General features: G+C 30.0%; 16 protein-coding genes. 2 read left to right on the top strand and 14 right to left on the bottom strand.

The genetic code is table 11. From position 1 onward, the window contains the following. Window positions 1–16 precede the first annotated feature (16 nt). The 10 genes from V7R38_RS03475 to lpdA form a co-directional block, all read right to left on the bottom strand. Window positions 17–1,552: a YifB family Mg chelatase-like AAA ATPase gene (locus V7R38_RS03475; RefSeq protein WP_334056067.1), complete on the bottom strand. Its 1,536-nt coding sequence runs from the start codon at window positions 1,550–1,552 to the stop codon at window positions 17–19. Window positions 1,553–1,643: 91 nt separating this feature from the next. Next, complete coding sequence (locus tag V7R38_RS03470) at window positions 1,644–4,223, bottom strand: phosphoenolpyruvate carboxylase (protein ID WP_334056066.1); 2,580 nt, start codon at window positions 4,221–4,223, stop codon at window positions 1,644–1,646. A gap of 148 nt (window positions 4,224–4,371) precedes the next feature. After that, complete coding sequence (locus V7R38_RS03465) at window positions 4,372–4,779, bottom strand: hypothetical protein (RefSeq protein ID WP_334056065.1); 408 nt, start codon at window positions 4,777–4,779, stop codon at window positions 4,372–4,374. A 14-nt stretch (window positions 4,780–4,793) separates the two neighbouring features. Then, complete coding sequence (locus V7R38_RS03460) at window positions 4,794–6,764, bottom strand: protein-disulfide reductase DsbD family protein (RefSeq protein WP_334056064.1); 1,971 nt, start codon at window positions 6,762–6,764, stop codon at window positions 4,794–4,796. Next, the gene (gene tilS, locus V7R38_RS03455) at window positions 6,764–8,074 is read right to left on the bottom strand and encodes a tRNA lysidine(34) synthetase TilS (RefSeq protein WP_334056063.1); all 1,311 of its coding nucleotides are present in this window, start codon (window positions 8,072–8,074) and stop codon (window positions 6,764–6,766) included. Before tilS ends, V7R38_RS03460 begins: the two co-directional genes overlap by 1 nt. Window positions 8,075–8,096: 22 nt before the next feature. Next, on the bottom strand, window positions 8,097–8,918 hold the full coding sequence (locus tag V7R38_RS03450; protein WP_334056062.1) for an alpha/beta hydrolase: 822 nt from the start codon (window positions 8,916–8,918) through the stop codon (window positions 8,097–8,099). 9 nt (window positions 8,919–8,927) lie between these two features. Then, window positions 8,928–9,386: a type II secretion system protein GspG gene (locus V7R38_RS03445; protein WP_334056061.1), complete on the bottom strand. Its 459-nt coding sequence runs from the start codon at window positions 9,384–9,386 to the stop codon at window positions 8,928–8,930. A 1-nt stretch (window position 9,387) separates the two neighbouring features. Next, window positions 9,388–9,621 (bottom strand): hypothetical protein, encoded by a 234-nt coding sequence (locus V7R38_RS03440; protein ID WP_015481737.1) that lies wholly within the window; start codon window positions 9,619–9,621, stop codon window positions 9,388–9,390. A 2-nt stretch (window positions 9,622–9,623) separates the two neighbouring features. Then, window positions 9,624–10,925 carry an aminodeoxychorismate synthase component I gene (gene pabB, locus V7R38_RS03435; protein ID WP_334056060.1) on the bottom strand — a complete coding sequence of 434 codons (1,302 nt, stop codon included), beginning with the start codon at window positions 10,923–10,925 and terminating at the stop codon, window positions 9,624–9,626. 80 nt (window positions 10,926–11,005) lie between these two features. Further along, window positions 11,006–12,406 (bottom strand): dihydrolipoyl dehydrogenase, encoded by a 1,401-nt coding sequence (gene lpdA, locus V7R38_RS03430; protein WP_334056059.1) that lies wholly within the window; start codon window positions 12,404–12,406, stop codon window positions 11,006–11,008. 103 nt (window positions 12,407–12,509) lie between these two features. Here lpdA and V7R38_RS03425 point away from each other — a divergent pair, with 103 nt between their 5' ends. Further along, entirely contained in the window at window positions 12,510–12,983 is a 474-nt protein-coding gene (locus tag V7R38_RS03425; RefSeq protein WP_015481740.1) for a heme-binding domain-containing protein, read from the top strand. Further along, on the top strand, window positions 12,984–14,222 hold the full coding sequence (locus V7R38_RS03420; protein ID WP_334056058.1) for a glycosyltransferase: 1,239 nt from the start codon (window positions 12,984–12,986) through the stop codon (window positions 14,220–14,222). A gap of 4 nt (window positions 14,223–14,226) precedes the next feature. On the opposite strand, the gene V7R38_RS03415 is transcribed toward V7R38_RS03420, so the two are convergent. The 4 genes from V7R38_RS03415 to purE form a co-directional block, all read right to left on the bottom strand. Then, window positions 14,227–15,489 carry a carboxypeptidase-like regulatory domain-containing protein gene (locus V7R38_RS03415; RefSeq protein ID WP_334056057.1) on the bottom strand — a complete coding sequence of 421 codons (1,263 nt, stop codon included), beginning with the start codon at window positions 15,487–15,489 and terminating at the stop codon, window positions 14,227–14,229. Window positions 15,490–15,550: 61 nt separating this feature from the next. After that, complete coding sequence (locus tag V7R38_RS03410; RefSeq protein WP_334056056.1) at window positions 15,551–16,774, bottom strand: carboxypeptidase-like regulatory domain-containing protein; 1,224 nt, start codon at window positions 16,772–16,774, stop codon at window positions 15,551–15,553. Between the two features lie 60 nt (window positions 16,775–16,834). Then, window positions 16,835–18,850: a M3 family metallopeptidase gene (locus tag V7R38_RS03405; protein ID WP_334056055.1), complete on the bottom strand. Its 2,016-nt coding sequence runs from the start codon at window positions 18,848–18,850 to the stop codon at window positions 16,835–16,837. 65 nt (window positions 18,851–18,915) lie between these two features. Further along, the gene (gene purE, locus V7R38_RS03400; RefSeq protein ID WP_334056054.1) at window positions 18,916–19,395 is read right to left on the bottom strand and encodes a 5-(carboxyamino)imidazole ribonucleotide mutase; all 480 of its coding nucleotides are present in this window, start codon (window positions 19,393–19,395) and stop codon (window positions 18,916–18,918) included. Between the last annotated feature and the right edge of the window lie 2 nt (window positions 19,396–19,397).

Below are 19,397 nucleotides of genomic sequence, written 5' to 3'. Positions count from 1 at the left end.
AACAAAAGTATACAATTTAACCTAACCAACCATCTCTATCCAAGCTTCTATACTGTATAGCTTCAGCAATATGGTCTGGAGTAATGTTTTCTGAATTGGCCAAATCTGCTATAGTTCTAGCCACTTTTAAAATTCGGTCATAAGCTCTAGCAGAAAGGTTCAATTTTTCCATAGCTGTTTTAATTAATAGTAAACTTTCTTCAGATAATTTACAAAACGCTCGAATTTGTTTCACATTCATTTGAGCATTATAATGCAAGTTCTGGTAGTTTTTGAAACGTATAGATTGCAGTTCTCTTGCAGCTGTAACTCTCTTTCTAATTACAACTGAAGATTCTCCTTTTCTTTCTTCGGATAATTTTTCGAAAGGGACAGGTGTAACTTCTATATGTATATCGATTCTATCTAATAATGGGCCAGATATTTTACTTAAATAACGCTGCATTTCTTGAGGAGAGGAGGTCATTGGTGAATTTGGATCATTAAAAAAACCAGAAGGACTAGGATTCATGCTTGCTACCAACATAAAACTACTAGGATAGGTAACTGTGAATCTTGCTCTAGAAATTGTAACTTCTCGATCTTCTAAAGGTTGACGCATTACTTCTAAAACTGTACGTTTAAATTCAGGCAATTCATCTAAAAACAAAACACCATTATGAGAAAGTGATATTTCTCCTGGTTGTGGATATTGGCCTCCACCAACTAGAGCAACATCAGAAATTGTATGATGAGGACTTCTAAAAGGACGTTGAACCATTAAACCATTTTCTTTGGTTTTACCAACTACAGAATGAATTTTAGTAGTTTCTAGAGCCTCATGTAAAGTCATAGGAGGTAAAATACTTGGTAATCTTTTAGCTAACATGGTTTTACCTGAACCTGGAGGGCCAATAAGTATGATGTTATGGCCACCTGCTGCAGCTATTTCCATACAGCGTTTTATAGATTCTTGCCCTTTCACATCAGAAAAATCAAATTCTGGGAAATCTATGTTTTTATAAAATTCTGCTCTTGTATCAATTATAGTGGGCTCAATCTTTGATTCACCATTAAAGTGCAGTATCACTTCTAAAATATTATCAACTCCTAATATTTCTATATCATTTACAATAGCTGCTTCTTTAGCATTTTCTTTGGGAAGTATAAAATATTTAAAACCCTCTTCTCTAGCTTTTATGGCAATTGGTAATGCTCCTTTTATAGGTTGTAAACTCCCATCTAAAGAAAGTTCTCCCATAATAATATAATCTTTTATTCCTTCGGATTTTATTTGATTGGAAGCTGCCAAAATACCTGTAGCTAAGGTTAAATCATATGCAGCACCTTCCTTTCTGATGTCTGCAGGAGCCATGTTTATAATTATTTTTTTTCCAGGAAGTTTAAAATTGTTGTTATCTAAAGCTGCAGAAATCCTGTAGGAACTCTCACTTACAGCTTTATCTGGTAAGCCCACTAAATGGTAACCTATACCTTTATCTATATTTACTTCTACAGTAATTGTAGTAGCCTCAATACCAAAAACGGCAGAGCCAAAAACTTTAACTAGCATTCTTTTTTCTTTAAATGTAAAGAAATTTAGTGCACAAAAAAAATGCAATCAAATAAATTGATTGCATTTCTTTTTTTAGATTAATTAGTTTCTATGCTGAATTTCTACTAGCATTAATATTTCCAAATAAAGAACGCATCACCATTTTTTCATAGACTTCAATCTCTGCTTCATTACCTTCAGATTGTTGTAAATCTTGAATTTTCTTTAAAGCAAATTGCTGTATGGTTAATAATGGTAAAACAATGCTCTCTCTCATTGCTATAGAAGCTTTACCTTCAGGATAATTCTCCATTAATTCTTTATGACCCGTAAGTTTTAGTAACAATCTTTTTGTTGTTTTATACTCCTCATAAATTAATTTCCAGAATTCACCATAAACAGGATCATCAGCCATATATGCTGTTAAACCAAAGAAAGATTTGGTTAAACTCATCATACTATTTTCTAGTAAAGTTTTAAAGAAATCGGAAGCATTATAGAAAGCTACAATTTCATCAAATCGATCTGCATCTTCATATTTTTTTAGTGCAGTTCCTACACCAAAGAATCCTGGTACATTTTGTTTTAATTGGCTCCAACTACCAACAAAAGGTATAGCTCTTAAAGCTGAAAAATCTAACGTATCTGAGTTAGATCTTTTACTTGGTCTACTACCAATATTTGTTTTCGCGTAATATTTTAACGTACTCATTTTTTCTAAGTACGATAAAAATTGTGGATGATTTTTGAAATCTACATACGTTCTATAACTTGTATTTGCCAAGTCATTTATAATTTCTCTATTAGTATCGTTAATTTGATCTTTAGTAAATACCTCATTTTTAATACCAGAACTTATTAATTGTTCTAAATTAAATTGTGACGAATCTAGGGTACCAAAGTTAGAACTAATGGTTTGACCTTGAATAGTTAATTGTATTTCTTTATCCTCTATAGTAGGGCCTAAAGATGCATAGAATTGATGCGTTTTTCCTCCACCTCTTGCTGGTGGTCCACCTCTACCATCAAAGAAAATAACCTCTATATCAAACTCTCTAGATACTTTTGTAAGTGCTTCTTTTGCTTTGAAAATTCCCCAATTTGCCATTAAATAACCACCATCTTTAGTTCCATCAGAGAAGCCCAACATAATAGTTTGTTTGTCTTTTCTTTTAGATAAGTGATATCTGTAGGCTTTATTAGAGTACAGCGTTCTCATAACATCGCTTGCGTTTTCTAAATCTTCTACAGTTTCAAAAAGCGGAATTACATCTACTGGTAATTCATTCTCAAAACCACATAAGTTTAGCATCGCAAAGGTTTGCATTACGTTTAATGCAGTTTGGTTGTTACTAATAATATATCTATTTGCACCACTTTCACCATTTCTTTGTTGTATGGTCTTTAATGCATAAATAGATTCTATAGTTTTTACAGACATTTCATCTGATAAGATAGAAGGATCTATATTGCCTTTTACTAAAGCTAAAACTTCTACTTGTTCTTCTGGTGATAATCTTTGATAATTTTTTGGGAAAGTAGTATCTCCACTTGCCAATAAATCATCAACAATTTGAGTAAACGCTTTATGATGCACTCTACTATCTTGCCTAATGTCTAATGTTGCAAAGTGAAAACCAAAAATTCTTACTTTATTAATTACATCATTAAGTTCATCTATAAATAACGAATCATGATTTTTGATGACAATTTCTCTAGCGTTTTCTAGCTCTTCTAAAAGTATTTCTTTAGAGAAGTTTACTTTAGCATAACTTCTAACAACATGTTTGTATAAACGCTTTTCTACTCTAGATAGTATTTCTTGTACACCATCGAAAGTAAAACGTCTTTTTAAACGTCTTACATCTCTGTAATAGTTTCTTAAGATTGATTGACGCAATCTTTCTGCAACGTCTAAAGTAATTTGAGTAGTTACAAATGGGTTACCATCTCTATCTCCTCCAGGCCAAAATCCTAAATCTATAATTTCATTTTCTGTAGGTTGCCCATCGTAAACATGCTCTTGAATATAGTTGTGAATTTTACTTACTGAATGATAAAATACGTTTTCTAAATACCAAATTAAGCTTACAGCTTCATCAAATGGTGTTGGTTTAGATTTTTTATAAAATGGTGTTTTACCTAATTGAGCTAATAGCTTTTTTATTAAAAGTAAATCATCATTTTGTATGGCTTTATCTAAATCTGTAATGATACCCAAAACTGAACCTGGGTAAAATTGAGTAGGATGAGCAGTTAAAACTACACGTACTTTAAAATCTTCTAAATACTTTTTTAGGGCTTCATCTTTACCACTTAATGTAGCAGATTCTTTAGAGTTTCTAAGTGTTCCAAAACCATCCATATTATTTACTACAGGAAAAGCAGCATCTTCTATAGCATCAAATAAAACTACTTGACGTTCGATGTATTGAATGAATTGAAAGAGTAAATCTTTCTTATCTTTTTCTGATGGTGTATCTTGATATTTTTTAAAGAATTTTTCTACAATTTCTGTAGGATTTTTTCCGTTTTTAAAACCTTTTTCACATACTTTATGAAATAGAGGAAGCAATACACCTGTGTTGTTTATAGTATCAAAAGGTAACGTAATAAAAATACTATTATAAATTTGATACTTAGACAAGACATTGTCATTGAATTTGGTAAGTTTTGGTAAGGTAGACATAAGCTATAATTTACTTTGTGAAATTACAAAAAACCAAAAATAAAGATGCTAGGTATTTGGCAATAATTCCTATTTTCATTACGAATAATGTAGAAATTTAGACCATAAGTTTTCAAATAAACAAAAACTGAAGAAAAGTGTTAAATATTTACTTTTTAGAAATTGTGGGTTGTACAGAAAGCGGACTTGGGCATTGCAAGTTCCAACGAGTAGGATCATTCTCTAATCTAAACCCTTTTAAAAAGTGCTCATCTCTGTAGGCATTATAGTCATCATAAATAAGAGTAGATGGAGTTTTACTAAAGTTAGCAAAATCAATCGAAAATTGATTTAAATCTAAGTCTAACAAATTCACAAACACAAAATCAAAACCTTTTAATTTTAGTTTATTATTTAATGCAAAACTACTGTTTGTAAGAGAAATTGAAGAGTAGGTATAAATACTTTTTGGCTGATTTGCTTTTTGTTGAGCAAAAAATGAGAGTGTAAAAAAGTAGACCAATACAAATAGTGGCAATACTTTCTTTTGAAGCTTTGTTTTTGCTTTATACATCATAAATTATTCTTTAATTATTCTTTGTTATTAAAGTTTATCAATCCGTCTTTTAACCATGCATAATAAGTGTCTCTATCTGTATATTGTTGTGCGGAATTTAAGATTTCTAAATCTGGACTTAATAATACGTAATAAGGTTGAGATGCATTTTTAAAATTAATTACCTGAAAAGTAGACCATTTATCACCTACAGTTTTAATTTGTTTCAATTTACCATTTTCTTTTAAGAAATTAAATTGTTGGTTTTCTGGTAGTTCTTTCTCATTATCATCTACATAAAGAGAAATTAGAACATAATCGTTTTTTAGGAGTCTAAAAATGGCTAATTCACTCCAAACATTTTCTTCCATTTTTCTACAATTTACACAAGCCCAACCTGTAAAATCTAGTAAAATTGGTTTATTCACTGCTTTTGCCTTAGCTAAGCCTTCATCAAAATCTTTATAACAATCTAAGCCTAAAGGACAATTGTTCTCTTGTTCGTAAATGCTATAAAATTGAGGAGGAGGAAAACCGCTTAATAAACTCAAATTCCAAGTTGGATTTTTCATAACTCCTGGAGCTAAATAAACGATAAAAGCAATCACTAAAACACCAAAAGAGACTCTAGAAAAAGAAAGTTTTTTAATTGGAGAATCGTGAGGGAATTTAATTTTAGCGAATAAATACAAGGCTAAACCAATGAATATGATTATCCAAATAGCTATAAAAACTTCACGTTTTAAAAGATCCCAATGTGCAACTAAATCCGCATTCGATAAAAATTTAAATGCCAAAGCAAGTTCTAAAAAGCCAAGTACAACTTTTGTTGTATTCATCCAACCACCAGATTTCGGTAGCGCATTTAACCAATTAGGAAATAACGCAAATAAGGCAAAGGGTAAGGCTAAGGCTAAACCAAAACCTGTCATACCTGCAGTTAGTTGTGTTGCACCACCATCTGCAGTTAAAGAACCTGCTAATAATGACCCCAAAATTGGTCCTGTGCATGAAAAGGATACAATGGCTAAGGTTAAGGCCATAAAAAAGATTCCTAAAATACCACCTACAGAAGATGCAGAATCCATTTTATTACCCCAAGAACTTGGTAAAGTTATTTCGTAAAAGCCAAAAAATGAAAACGCAAAAAATACCAAAACAGCAAAAAAGAAAATGTTTAACCAAACATTGGTAGAAATAGTATTAAAAATTTCTGGGTCTAAATTGTCTAGAAAATGAAAAGGTAAACTCAATAAAATATAGATAAACACGATAAAGAATCCGTAAAGAACGGCTCTAAAAATTCCTTTTCTTTTATTGTTAGTTTGTTTTGTGAAAAATGAAACCGTTAAAGGAATCATAGGAAAAACGCAAGGTGTTAATAAAGCCAAAAGGCCACCTACAAACCCTAGAAAGAAAATACTAAACAATCCATTTGAAGAGGTTGCATCAACATCTGAATCACTTCTTAGAAGCGCTTTGTTTTTTAAATCTAATTTTAAATTTTGAGTCAGTATCTTACTTTTTTCATCTAAAACAATGGTTTCTGTTAATACTGCTCCAGATAGAGAAATAGTAAAATTTTCATCGATATTAATACAAGCTGTTTCACAAACTTGACCAAAAAAGTTAATTTTAATTTGAGTTATATCTTTGTTTGTTAGCTGAATTCGTTGGGTGATTCTTGCTTTATCTTTAAAAACGATTTCTTCTACTTCCCAAACATCAGAATATTTTTTAAAGGTATCTTCTTCTTTCGGATTTCCTATTAATTTATAACCAGTTGCACCTTCAGGAATAGAAACTTCTAAAGGCAAAGATGCATCTTCAGGATTGTATTGTGAGTACAAATACCAGCCCTTAAATAGCTTGGCATTAAAAATTACATCATATTCAGTTTCTGAAATTTTATTGATAGAAGCTTCAATTTTTATGGGGTCACTTTCTGTTTGTGCTTTTGCTAAAAAGACAGTCAAAAAGATAAAAAGTGTGATGAATTTCTTCATTATAATTTGTTGATTTTTAAATAATTTTTGGTTGATGTTGTTGCCATAAATCTACGATCTTGTCTATAACCAATTACCCAAACAATAGCGTTTTCTGCATTGCAAAGTAACCAAGTATTTTCTTTATCTAAAAGCGAAAATTTTTCATCTTTAAAATATTTGCTTAACTTCTTTTTTCCTTGCATTCCTGAAGGATAAATATAGTCTCCATTTTGTTTTTTTCTTAAATAAAGAGGGTAATTTAACAAATCTTTATCAACGTAAATGCTGTGCTTGTTTTGTGGTTTTATTTCTGTAACTTCTTGAAAATTTAAATTTAAAGGTTGAGAAATAAGAACATCGTTCTCTGTAATTCTATAAACCTCGTTAGTATTATTTTCTAATTTAGAAAGTATCAAAAACGATCTATCTTTTAATAAACGATGGGTTTTAGAATATACAGCTTTACCTGATTGTGAATCTAACAAATGGTAAACGTCATTCCACTCAGTAAAATGATATTCTTTTAAAATCTGATATAAGTAGGCTTTAGGATTCGCCAATTCTTTAATTTTCTGAATATCAATTTTTATACTTTCCTTTTCTTTAACAACAGATTGTTTAGTAACATCGACTATTTTATCGTTTACAATTTCTTGAACTTCTTTTAAATGATGTATAGAATTTGAAAAGGATTCTAATAAACTAGGATTAATTTCTTTGAGAACAGGAATTACCTTGTGTCTAATTTTATTACGTACATATTTTATAGATGCATTACTTGCATCTTCTCTCCACTCAATATTATTACTTTTTGCAAAGTTTAGAATTTCAGATCTACTAAAAGGTAAAAGTGTTCTTACAATATTCCCATTAATAGCTGGTATGCCAGTAAAACCATCTAAACCAGAACCTCTAGTTAAGTTAATTAGAAAGGTTTCTAAATTATCATCTGCATGATGTGCTGTTAAAATATAATCTAATTGATGTTCATCTATCAATTCATGAAACCAATTATATCTTAATTCTCTTGCTGTTATTTGAATAGATTTTTTTTGATTTTCTGAAATTTTTTCAGTTTGAAATGATTTTATAAAAATCTGATTAGACGTTATTTGAGATAATTTATGCACAAATTCTTCATCTAAATCACTGGCTTCATTTCGCAATTTAAAATTACAATGTGTTAATGCTATTTCTGCGATATTTAATTGATGAAATAAATGAGTTAAAACAACAGAGTCTAATCCTCCAGAAATAGCTATCAATAGTTTTTTATCCTTTAAAAAAGGAAAATTTTTGTTGATATGATTTTTAAATTTTTGAAGCATTTCTGCCTCAAAAGTAATGAAATTATAGTTGAGAATTTAACCAGTTAACAATATCCTGAAGCATTTCTTCTTGACACAAATCGTTATGCAATTCATGATAACCACCCTTATATAATTTAAGCTCTGCATTCTTGCTATTCTTGGCAAAAGCTTCAGTACCCTTATAATCTATAATACTATCTTCTGTGCCATGAACTAAAAACATTGGTATTGCTAGTTTAGGTGCATTTTCTATAGCCCATTCTCCTGTTTCTATAAATTTTATAGAGTAATTAGGACTTATTTTAGAATGCACTAAAGGATCTTGCACATAACTTTTCACTTCTTTTTCATTTCTAGAAATCGCATTAACATCTAGCTCATTACCCATGGTTAAAGAGGGTACTATATTTTGTAAAAGTTTACCCACAAAAAGTTTTACAGCTGGCGGATCAAAGGCTAGTTTTAAAAATGGACTTGTAGCGATAGCACCTTTTAAATCGTGTTTTTTTCTTAATACATAATTTACAATAGTATTACCACCCATAGAATGGCCATAAAGAAAAATTGGTTTTTTTGGATAAAGTGCTTTTGCTTTTTCAATCACTTTTTCTACGCTCTCTAAAACTGCATCAAAGCTTGGATTGTGACCTCTTTTGCCACCCGTTTTTCCATGTCCAAAATGATCAAAAGCTACAACAGCATAACAATGCTCAGTTAGTTTTTTAGCTACGTGTTCATACCTATTAGAGTGTTCTCCCATTCCATGTGCTAAAACAACAACAGCTTTAGTTTCTTCTCCTTCCCAATATTGGCCATAAAACTCGGTATCGTAAATGCTAAAATTAAATTCTTTATTGATCATGATTGAAAGTTAATTGGTGTTAGTGATATCATCTTCCGTATTAAGTTCTCTATCTCTTCCTAAAGAAATTAATTGGTAATGCAGAGAATCATTAACTAATTTATAATAAAAATTAGTATTCCAACCATCTAGAAGTAAGTTTTTATTTAATGGATTATTTCTAATTAATGTTTTTAAGTCTCTAGGATAATACCCAAATTGTTCCTTCTCCATACTAAGCAAAGACTCAATTTTAGAAATTTTAGCTTTTGTATTTTTTAGAGATCGATCTTTAAAACTATTATAAGATAAAAGAGAGAAACATATAATAAATATTGGAAAAGCAATTAATAGTGGCTTTGTTATTGGGTGCCAGACTATACTTTTAGGAAGATTGTTTTCTTTTTCGAACTTTCTTCTTTTTTTGTGCTTAAACCAATACTTTATATCTAAATACCAACCTAAAATTTCTGCAATAATTTCAGCCAATTTATCTTTTTTTAAGCCAAACCCTAATTTCTTTTTTTAAAGATTGTTCTGGTTTGGGTAATGGAATGGTTTTTCCAAATTGTTTACTTCTGTTAAATTTACTAAAATTTATTTTTAGCTGTTTCCAGTCTTCTGGATACAGTTTCAAAAAACCACTAAACATATTCATTTCGTTTGGCTTTTCTTTAATTGAAGACAAAATAGCTTCAAACTTTTCCTCTTTGTTTTGAATCATAATTAATTAGAATTCAGCAATACATAACGCATTGCTTTTGCTTTTAGTAAACATTCTTCATATTCCTTTTCTGGAATTGATTTTGCTGTTATTGCACTACCTACAGAGTAAGAAATATATTGCTTTTCTTCATTGTACAATATACTTCGAATAACAACATTAAAATCAAAATCGCCTTCAGGTGTAAAATAACCAACAGCTCCAGAATACAAACCACGTTTTGTTTCTTCTAAGTTCTCAATAATTTTCATGGCAGATACTTTAGGTGCTCCTGTCATGCTTCCCATAGGAAAAGTATCTTGAATAACTTCTACTGCATGAATATTCTCTTTTAGTTCAGAAACCACTGTAGATATCATTTGATGTACTTGTTTAAACGAATATACTTTGCATAGTTCTTCTACTTTTACAGAACCTTTTTTTGCAGATTTCGATAAATCATTTCTTACCAAATCTACAATCATTACATTTTCTGATCGTTCTTTAATATCTTTAGATAAATCTGATGCAATTTTCTGATCGTCAATAATACTTCTTAAACGTTTGGCTGTACCTTTAATGGGCTGAGAAACAATTTTTGAACCTTCTTTTCTAATGTATCTTTCAGGAGAAGCAGATAATAAATATTGATGCTCCATTTTAAGAAATACCGCAAATGGTGGTTCAGAAATAGCGTTTAAATCTTGATAAACTTTTAATGGGTTTATGGTTGCATTTTCGGCATAAAATTCTTGACAAAAATTAGCTTCATAAATATCACCTCTTTTTATGTGATTTAGCACTTTTTGAATTTTACTATAATATTCCTCTTTATGAATTCTTAGTTTTATTTTGATATCACTTTCTGCTTTTTCACTTGCTAGATTTTCTGTTTTTTGAATGATTTCAAAATCGCTTTCAATTTCATCATCTACTAGTTGTAAATAATGAAATTCAATTGTGTTTCCTTTTATAAAAAATAGTTTTTGCGGTTGAAAAAAGTACAAATCAGCAAAATCTAAACCATCAAAATTTTGAGAAGAAAGTTGTTCTACATCGTTCTTAACATCATAAGAAATATATCCAAAAATGTAGTCTTTTGTAGAGTTTTGATATTCTTTTAATTTATCAAAAGCGTGGCTATAATCTGTTTTAATAGACGTGAATTCTTCTACAGCTAATGCACAGTCGAAACTTGAATATTGTTGCTTGTATTGGTTTGAGTCTAACCAAACAGCTGTATCAAATTGTTGTGCCCAAATTAGTAATGCATTTTTAAATTCAGCTACATTACTAACAGTAAAAGACTTTGTGGTTCTTAGCATATTTATAACAAAAATACTTGAAAGTTTTGGAAACAAAAAAACCTCACCAAAGAGTGAGGTTTTTATTTTATTTTAAAATTTTATGCGTTTAGAGGTTTACCATCCCAAGCTGCTTTTGCTGCTTCTTTTACAGCTTCTGAATACGTTGGATGACCATGACAAATTCTAGCTAAATCTTCTGCAGATGCTCTATACTCCATAGCTACAGCAGTTTCCATGATTAAATCAGCAACTCTGGCACCAACCATATGTACACCTAAAACTTCGTCTGTTTTTTTATCTGCCAATACTTTTACAAAACCGTCTAAATCTCCACTAGCTCTAGATCTTCCTAAAGCTCTCATAGAAAATTTACCAGATTTGTATTCTATTTTTGCGTCTTTTAATTCTTGCTCAGTTTTACCAACTGCAGCAACTTCTGGCCATGTATACACAATACCAGGAATTAAATTATAATCTATATGAGGTTTTTCGCCAGCTAAATATTCTGCTACAACAACACCTTCTTCTTCTGCTTTATGAGCTAACATTGCACCTTTTACAACATCGCCAATGGCATAAATATTAGAGATGTTTGTTTGTAAATGATCGTTAACTTCTACTTGTCCTCTTTCATTTACTTTAACACCAGCTTTTTCTAAACCTAATCCTTCTGTATATGCTTTTCTACCAACAGCAACTAAACAATAATCTCCAGTAAAAGTAACTTCTTCTCCTTTTTTATTATTTGCTTTAACTATAATTTCATCACCATTTCTTTCTACAGATGTTACACCTGTACTCACATTAAATTTCATTCCTTGTTTCTTTAAAACTTTTTGAAGTTCTTTAGAAACGTCAGCATCCATAGTTGGTGTAATTTTTGGTGCATATTCAATAACAGTAACATCTGCACCTAATCTTTTGTAAACAGAACCTAACTCTAGCCCAATTACTCCACCACCAATTACTAATAAATGTTTTGGAACTTCTTTCAGTTTTAAAGCCTCTGTAGAGGTAATAATTCTGTCTTTATCTACAGTAATAAAAGGCAATGTAGATGGTTTAGAACCAGTTGCTATAATAATATTAGTACCTTCAATTACTTCTGATGAGCCATCATTTTTAGAAACTTTTACATGAGTAGCATTTTCAAAAGATCCTAAGCCCTCGTAAACATCAATGTTGTTTTTATCCATTAAATATTTAATACCACCAGTTGTAGTTTCTACAACTTTAGCTTTACGATCTATCATTTTAGAAAAATCGAAACTTGGTTTTTCTACCGAAATTCCATGCTCTTCAAAATGATGAACAGCATCATAAAAATGATGAGAAGAATCTAATAATGCTTTAGAAGGAATACAACCTACGTTTAAACAAGTTCCTCCTAATGTGCTATATTTTTCTATGATAGCTACCTTTTTACCTAATTGAGATGCTCTAATTGCAGAAATGTATCCTCCAGGTCCAGAACCAATAACTATAATGTCGTATTTCATAATATCTTTTAATGGAAATTTAAAGTACAAAAATACTAATATTTTTAGAGAATACATTCAATTTATGTAGATTTACACTTCTAAAAATATAAAGTTCCATCTAATGAAAATACTAAAAAAAGTAGGTCTTGTTTTATTATTAATATTGATAATTGCGCAATTTTTTGGACCAGAAAAAAATGATGGCGATTTACAATCTGTAGACGCATTTATTGCAGAAACAAATCCGCCAAAAGATGTTTTAGAAATTATGAAGACTACTTGCTTTGATTGTCATTCTTCAAAAACGGTGTATCCTTGGTATGATAAAATTACACCTGTAAATTATTGGTTGGCAGAGCATATAGAAGATGGAAAAAAGCATCTAGATTTTTCAAATTGGAGCGCTTATTCTCTTAAGAAAAAAGAACACAAAATGGATGAGTTGTATGAAGAAGTAGAAGAAGGTGAAATGCCTTTAAACTCATACACCTGGACACATGCAGAGGCAAATTTAACACAAGAACAAATTAATGCTGTAGTAACTTGGGCTAAAAAAGTTCAAGCAGATTACAAGCAACAATTGACAGAAAAGTAATTGACGAAAGAAACAATTTTAATCATTGGTGCAGTTTGGGTAGAGCCAAATTCATCTGCTGCAGGCAGCAGAATGATGCAGTTGATAGAATTGTTTTTAAAAGAAAATTATAGGATAGTTTTTGTTTCAACTGCTCAGAAAAATGAGAATGCTGTAGATTTATCTCAAATTGGTGTTGATGAAATTCAAATAGAATTAAATAATTCCTCTTTTGATGATTTTATAAAAAACTTGCAGCCTACAATTGTTGTTTTTGATCGGTTTATGATAGAAGAACAATTTGGTTGGAGAGTAGCAGAAAATTGCCCAAAAGCATTACGAATTTTAGATACTGAAGATTTACATTTTTTACGCAAAGTAAGACATCAACAATTTAAAAAAGGAGAAGAATTTAGTAACGACGCTTTATTAAAAGCCGATGATACTAAAAGAGAAATTGCAGCTATTTTAAGATGTGACTTGTCTTTAATTATTTCTACTTATGAAATGGATTTATTAACGTCAGTTTTTAAAATTGATGGAAAAATCCTTTATCACTTGCCATTTTTATATCATAGAATTGATAAAGATCATGCAGAAAAATGGAAGGACTTTAGTGAAAGAAGACATTTTCTTTTTATTGGTAATTTCTTCCATAAACCAAATGTTGATGCTGTTATTACCTTAAAAAAAGAAATTTGGCCAATAATAAGAACAGCATTGCCAGAGGCAGAAATTCACATTTATGGAGCTTATGTAAATCAGCAAATACAGGATTTACAAAACAAAAAAGAAGGATTTATTATTAAAGGTTTTGCGAAAAATGCTCAAAAAGTTTTTGAGGATGCAAAAGTTGTTTTAGCACCTTTACGTTTTGGAGCAGGAATTAAAGGGAAGTTAACAGAGGCAATGCTTTGTGGAACGCCAAGTATTACTACAAAAATAGGAGCAGAAGGCATGCATAATAATTTGCCTTGGAATGGCTTTGTGGAAAATGATTTTAAAGAATTTGCTCTAAGAGCTGTTGAGCTTTATTCTAATGAGAAATTGTGGTTATCGTTACAAAAAAATGGAATTGAAATTATCAATGAAATTTATAATAAAGAAAAATTGAGTCAACCGTTTATCAAACAGATAAATACTATTCAAAATCATTTAGAAGTCCACAGAACACAGAATTTTTTGGGTAGTTTGTTGCAACATCAAACAATGCAAGCTACAAAGTATATGAGCAAGTGGATTGAAGCCAAAAATAAATAGCAATCTACCTTAGTTTAACACTAGGAACATAGTCTAAAGGAAGTTCATCTGCAAATTGTTCATAAGACCAATAACCACTCACAAAAACTTTAAAAGGATTGGCAAAAGTTCCATTTTTATTCACCTTAACTTTATTGGCAAGAAGTCTTATATAGTTTTCTTGATACTTTAACTTAGGTCCATTTCTTGGGTAGTTCGCTTCTTCGGATTCAGCCATATATCTTACTCTTAATTCATTAGGAAAACTAAAATAATATTCTTCATTTTCCTTATTAAAAAATTCTTTTTGTTTTAAGTATTTATTAATTATGATATACTCATGAAGAGGAAGGTTGCTACTTTTAACTGCAATAATTGCAGAGTCTAATTTTGTTGAAGGATATTCTATTTCTTTAGAAAAATCTACGAATACATTTTTCATTTTTTGTTCGGTAATATAATTATTTGCCTTAATTATTTCCTCATTAGTTGCTCTTTTGCTGTTTTTTATTTTTTGAACCAACTCAATTTTATATTTCTGTCTTCTATAATCTTTGTTCATTAAAGATTTTAAAAAATGTTGTTTAGAGCCCAAGTAACTGCGTAATCTGTTTTTTTGCCATTTTTTAAGTACTTTTTTCCTTTGACTCTCCATATTTGAATATTTGCTATACCCTAAATAAGCAACTTGTGTTGGAGATAGCTCAAAATACTCTAAATTATAATCTATTAAATAACCTAAAGATTCATTCTTAATCTTTAAAGGTTGGGATGCGTCTACACTTAGTACTTTGGTGTCTTGGTTGTATTGATATTTTAGAACTTCTGGGTTTAATATTTTACATTTTTTAGAAAATAAGGTAGTTCCTATAAATGTCTTTTTGAACCTATTAAAATATTGATTACGTTTAAATCTAGATAATTTAGATTTTTTTCCTGTTTTACTGGTGATTATAATTTCATCTAAAGACTTTGTTTCTGGTTCTAAAGAAAAAATCAATGGTTTTTTATATTCACTCGTCTTTAAATTATAGGTAATGTTTTTGTAGCCTAAATAGGATACAACCAATTGATACCTGCCTTGTTTAACGGGCATCCTAAAGGCACCATTATCGTCTGTGGTAGTACCAACCATAGTGCTGTTTAAATACACAGCAGCATTTTCTATTGGTTTATTATCTATATAAACGTAACCTGTAATTATTATTAAATCTTTATTCTGAGAGTAAGTATTAACTATAAATAGCCAAAAGAATACTGCTATGAGGAAGCAATTTTTATTTTTCATAAAACTAAAACTAACCCTATTTCAGTAGATATGCAAATAAAATATTAACTAGTAGATTACGTTATAATTTGGTATTAGGTACATAGTTTAAAGGTAAAGAATTCGCAAATTTTTCATAGGACCAATATCCTTCATAATATGCACTTAAGGGTTCTTTTAGTATTCCTCTTTTGTCTATAATTATATTTGGTTTTAAAGGAATAAAGCTTGATGTTTGAGCTAGGGGAGTTGTTCTTTTACTAAAGAGTTCTCTTCTTAAAAAACGAAGCTCCTCTTTTTCTTTGGTATATACAATACTTAAATTATCGTCAAAAATTAAGTAATATTGATTCTCTTTTTGGCTAATAATATCCGATTGTTTTAATTGCGATTTGTATAAATAATCTTCAAATTTTGGTAATCTACTTTTTCTTACAATTGCGTAGGCAGAGTCCAATGCTGTTTTAGGATTATCTATATTTCGTTTTACGTTAATACTGCCTATTCTGCTAAATCTTATAAAGGCTCTTGCTTTTTCTAAAGCTTCTTCAGTGGGTCTTTTTTTATTTAATACCCTTTTAAATTGATTTACAATAAATCCTTCTTCTGTAAAAGTATTATTTACCAATGATTTTAAGAAGTGAACTACAGAACCATTATAAGCTATTTTTCTATTTAGCTCCCATCGTTTTTTCTTACGTTTTCCTCCCTTTAAATTCTCATATCTAGAATACCCTAAGTAAGACACGTAATTATTGATTTTTGTAAAATCTTCAAGCTCATATGTAATTAAATAGCCTAAACCATTGTTTTTGATTTTTAATGGTTTACGAGCAAACGCAGTAAATTTATTTTGTGCATAATCAAACTCAAAATGTAAAACTTCTGGATTTAGAATTTCACAATCTTCAGCCAAATTTGTTAGTCCAATAAATTCTTGTTTAAATGATGCTAAATTATGTTTCCAAGTTTCATTGTAAACTGTTTTTTTGATGACAATTTCATTTAATACATTTTCATTTTCAACTAAATCGAAACGTAAAGGCTTTGTATAATTGACAGTATTTAAGCGATAATTAATTTTTTTAAAGCCTAAGTAAGAAACTATTAATTCATACTCACCTTCATTTACTTTTAACTGAAACTCACCTTCTTTATTGGTAGTTGTACCTAACATAGTATTGTTTAAATACACAGCAACATTTTCTATTGGCGAATTAGATTCATAAACATTGCCTTTTATGGTAATTTGGGCTAATATTAAAGAAGGAAAAAGAATACCTAAAAGAAAAAATCGATTTTTCATATGCTAAAAATACACATTGAAAAATCGATTTTATAAAACTAAATGTTAATATCTATTTACCTAAAGCAAACCAGCTCTTTTCAATAAAGCATCTGGTTTAGGTTCGTGTCCTCTAAAACGTTTGTACAATTCCATTGGTTTTACTGTACCTCCTTTAGAAAGTACATTGTCTTTAAATTTAGTAGCTACTTCTTTATTAAAAATACCTTCTTCTAAGAAATATTCAAAAGCATCTGCATCTAATACTTCTGCCCATTTATAAGAATAATATCCAGCAGAATATCCTCCTTGAAAAATATGAGAAAAAGCAGTACTCATACAATTTTCAGCAACATCAGGATATAATCTAGTTTCAGAAAAAGCATCTATTTCAAAATCTTTTACAGAGGTAATTTCTGATGGATTTTCAGAGTGCCATTTCATATCTAAAAGTCCGAAACTTAACTGACGTAAAGTTTGCATACCTTCATGAAAGCTTGCAGATTCTTTAATCTTTTCTACATATTTCATAGGTATAATTTCACCTGTTTCATAGTGTTTTGCAAACAGTTCTAAAGCTTCTTTTTCATAACACCAGTTTTCTAAAACCTGACTTGGTAATTCTACAAAATCCCAAGAAACAGAAGTGCCTGATAAACTATTATATGTAGTGTTGGCTAGCATTCCATGCAAGGCATGACCAAATTCATGAAACAAGGTTGTAACCTCATTAAAAGTTAATAAAGAAGGTTTAGTTGCAGTAGGTTTGGTAAAATTACAAACTATAGAAACGTGTGGTCTTTCATTGATTCCGTTTTTAATTTGTTGAGATTTGTAACTCGTCATCCAAGCACCATTTCTTTTTCCTTTTCTAGGATGATAATCAGCATAAAAAACAGAAATAAAATTACCATCATTATCTGTAACGTTATATGTTTTTACATCTGGATGATATTTTTCTATAGTATCTACTTCTTCAAAATTTAAATCATACAAACGATTTGCAATTTCAAAAACACCATCAATTACGTTATCTAATTTAAAATATGGCTTTAAAATTTCTTGATCTAAATCGAATAATTCTTTCTTTAATTTTTCTGAATAATAAGCACCATCCCATTTTTGTAGTTGATCAATTCCATCTAATTTTTTAGCATATTTTTCTAAATTTTCGAATTCTTTTTTAGCAGCAGGTTTTGCTTTTGCTAATAAGTTGTTAGAAAATTCAATTACCTTTTCTGGAGTTTCTGCCATTCTTTCTTCTAAAACAAAGTGAGCATGGGTTTTATAGCCTAATAAGTTTGCTCTTTGCTGACGCAATTTTACAATCTCTAAAACAATTTTTTCATTATTAAATTCATTGTCTTGAAATGCTTTTTTACCAGCTGCAATTGCCATTTTTTTACGCAACTCTCTATTGTCTGCATACGTTAAAAACGGAATGTAACTTGGGTATTGCAACGTAAAAATATACCCTTGTTTATTTTGCTCTTTAGCCAATTGCTGGGCAGCTTCTTTTACAGATTCTGGCAAACCAGCAACATCTTCTTCATTGGTTAAATGCATTTCAAAAGAATTGGTTTCTGCCAAAACATTTTCGCCAAATTGTAAAGATAATTTAGAAAGTTTTGAATCAATTTCTCTTAATTGAGATTTTTTGACGTCGTTTAAATTGGCGCCATTTCTTGCAAAACTTTTGTATTGTTTTTCTAATAGCATTAGCTGTTCTGCATTTAAATTCAAGTTTTCTCTATCGTCAAAAACAGATTTAACTCTTGTAAAAAGTGCTTCGTTTAAAGTAATATCGTTTCTAAACTCACTTAACCAAGGAGAAACCTCCTGTGCTATTTTTTGAATATCATCATTTGTTTCAGCAGAATTTAAATTAAAGAAAATAGAAGTAATTCTATTTAACTTTTCTCCTGTATAATCTAAAGCCTCTGTAGTGTTTTCAAAAGTTGGAGCTTCACTAGTATTTACAATAGCATCAATTTCTGCTTTTGCAATTTCTATCCCTTTTTTTATGGCAGGTTTATAATCTTCTGATGCTATTTTTGTAAACGGAGCTGTATTAAAATCTTGTAAAAGTGGATTCATGTTCTTATAATTTATAAGCCCTTCAAATACGAATACTTGAAGGGCTTTTTATTATTTGTATTCTTTTATTTTTTTACTCTTTCAGAAGCTTTTTCAACTTTCAGTTTCAAACCTTCTTTATAAGCTATAATTTTGTCTAGTACACATTTATCTGATGCCCCAATTATCTGGGCAGCTAAAATTCCTGCATTTTTTGCACCATCTAAAGCAACAGTTGCAACAGGTACGCCTCCAGGCATTTGTAAAATAGATAAAACAGAATCCCAACCATCTATAGAGTTTCTACTTTTTACAGGAACTCCAATTACTGGTAAAGGACTCATGCTAGCAACCATTCCTGGCAAATGAGCAGCACCTCCAGCACCTGCAATAATTGCTTTTATACCTCTGCTATGTGCGTTCTTAGAATAATCAAAAAGCTTTTCTGGTGTTCTGTGAGCAGAAACAATATCTACCTCTATTTGAATATCAAAACTTTCTAAAATATCTATTGCTTCTTGCATTATTGGAAGATCTGAATCACTTCCCATTATAATTCCTACCATAA

It is taken from the genome of Polaribacter sp. P097, from assembly GCF_036864555.1.
Taxonomy (GTDB): Bacteria; Bacteroidota; Bacteroidia; order Flavobacteriales; family Flavobacteriaceae; genus Polaribacter.
The sequence above is the reverse complement of the archived record's forward strand: the minus strand, read 5'-3'. Positions and strand labels throughout refer to the sequence as shown.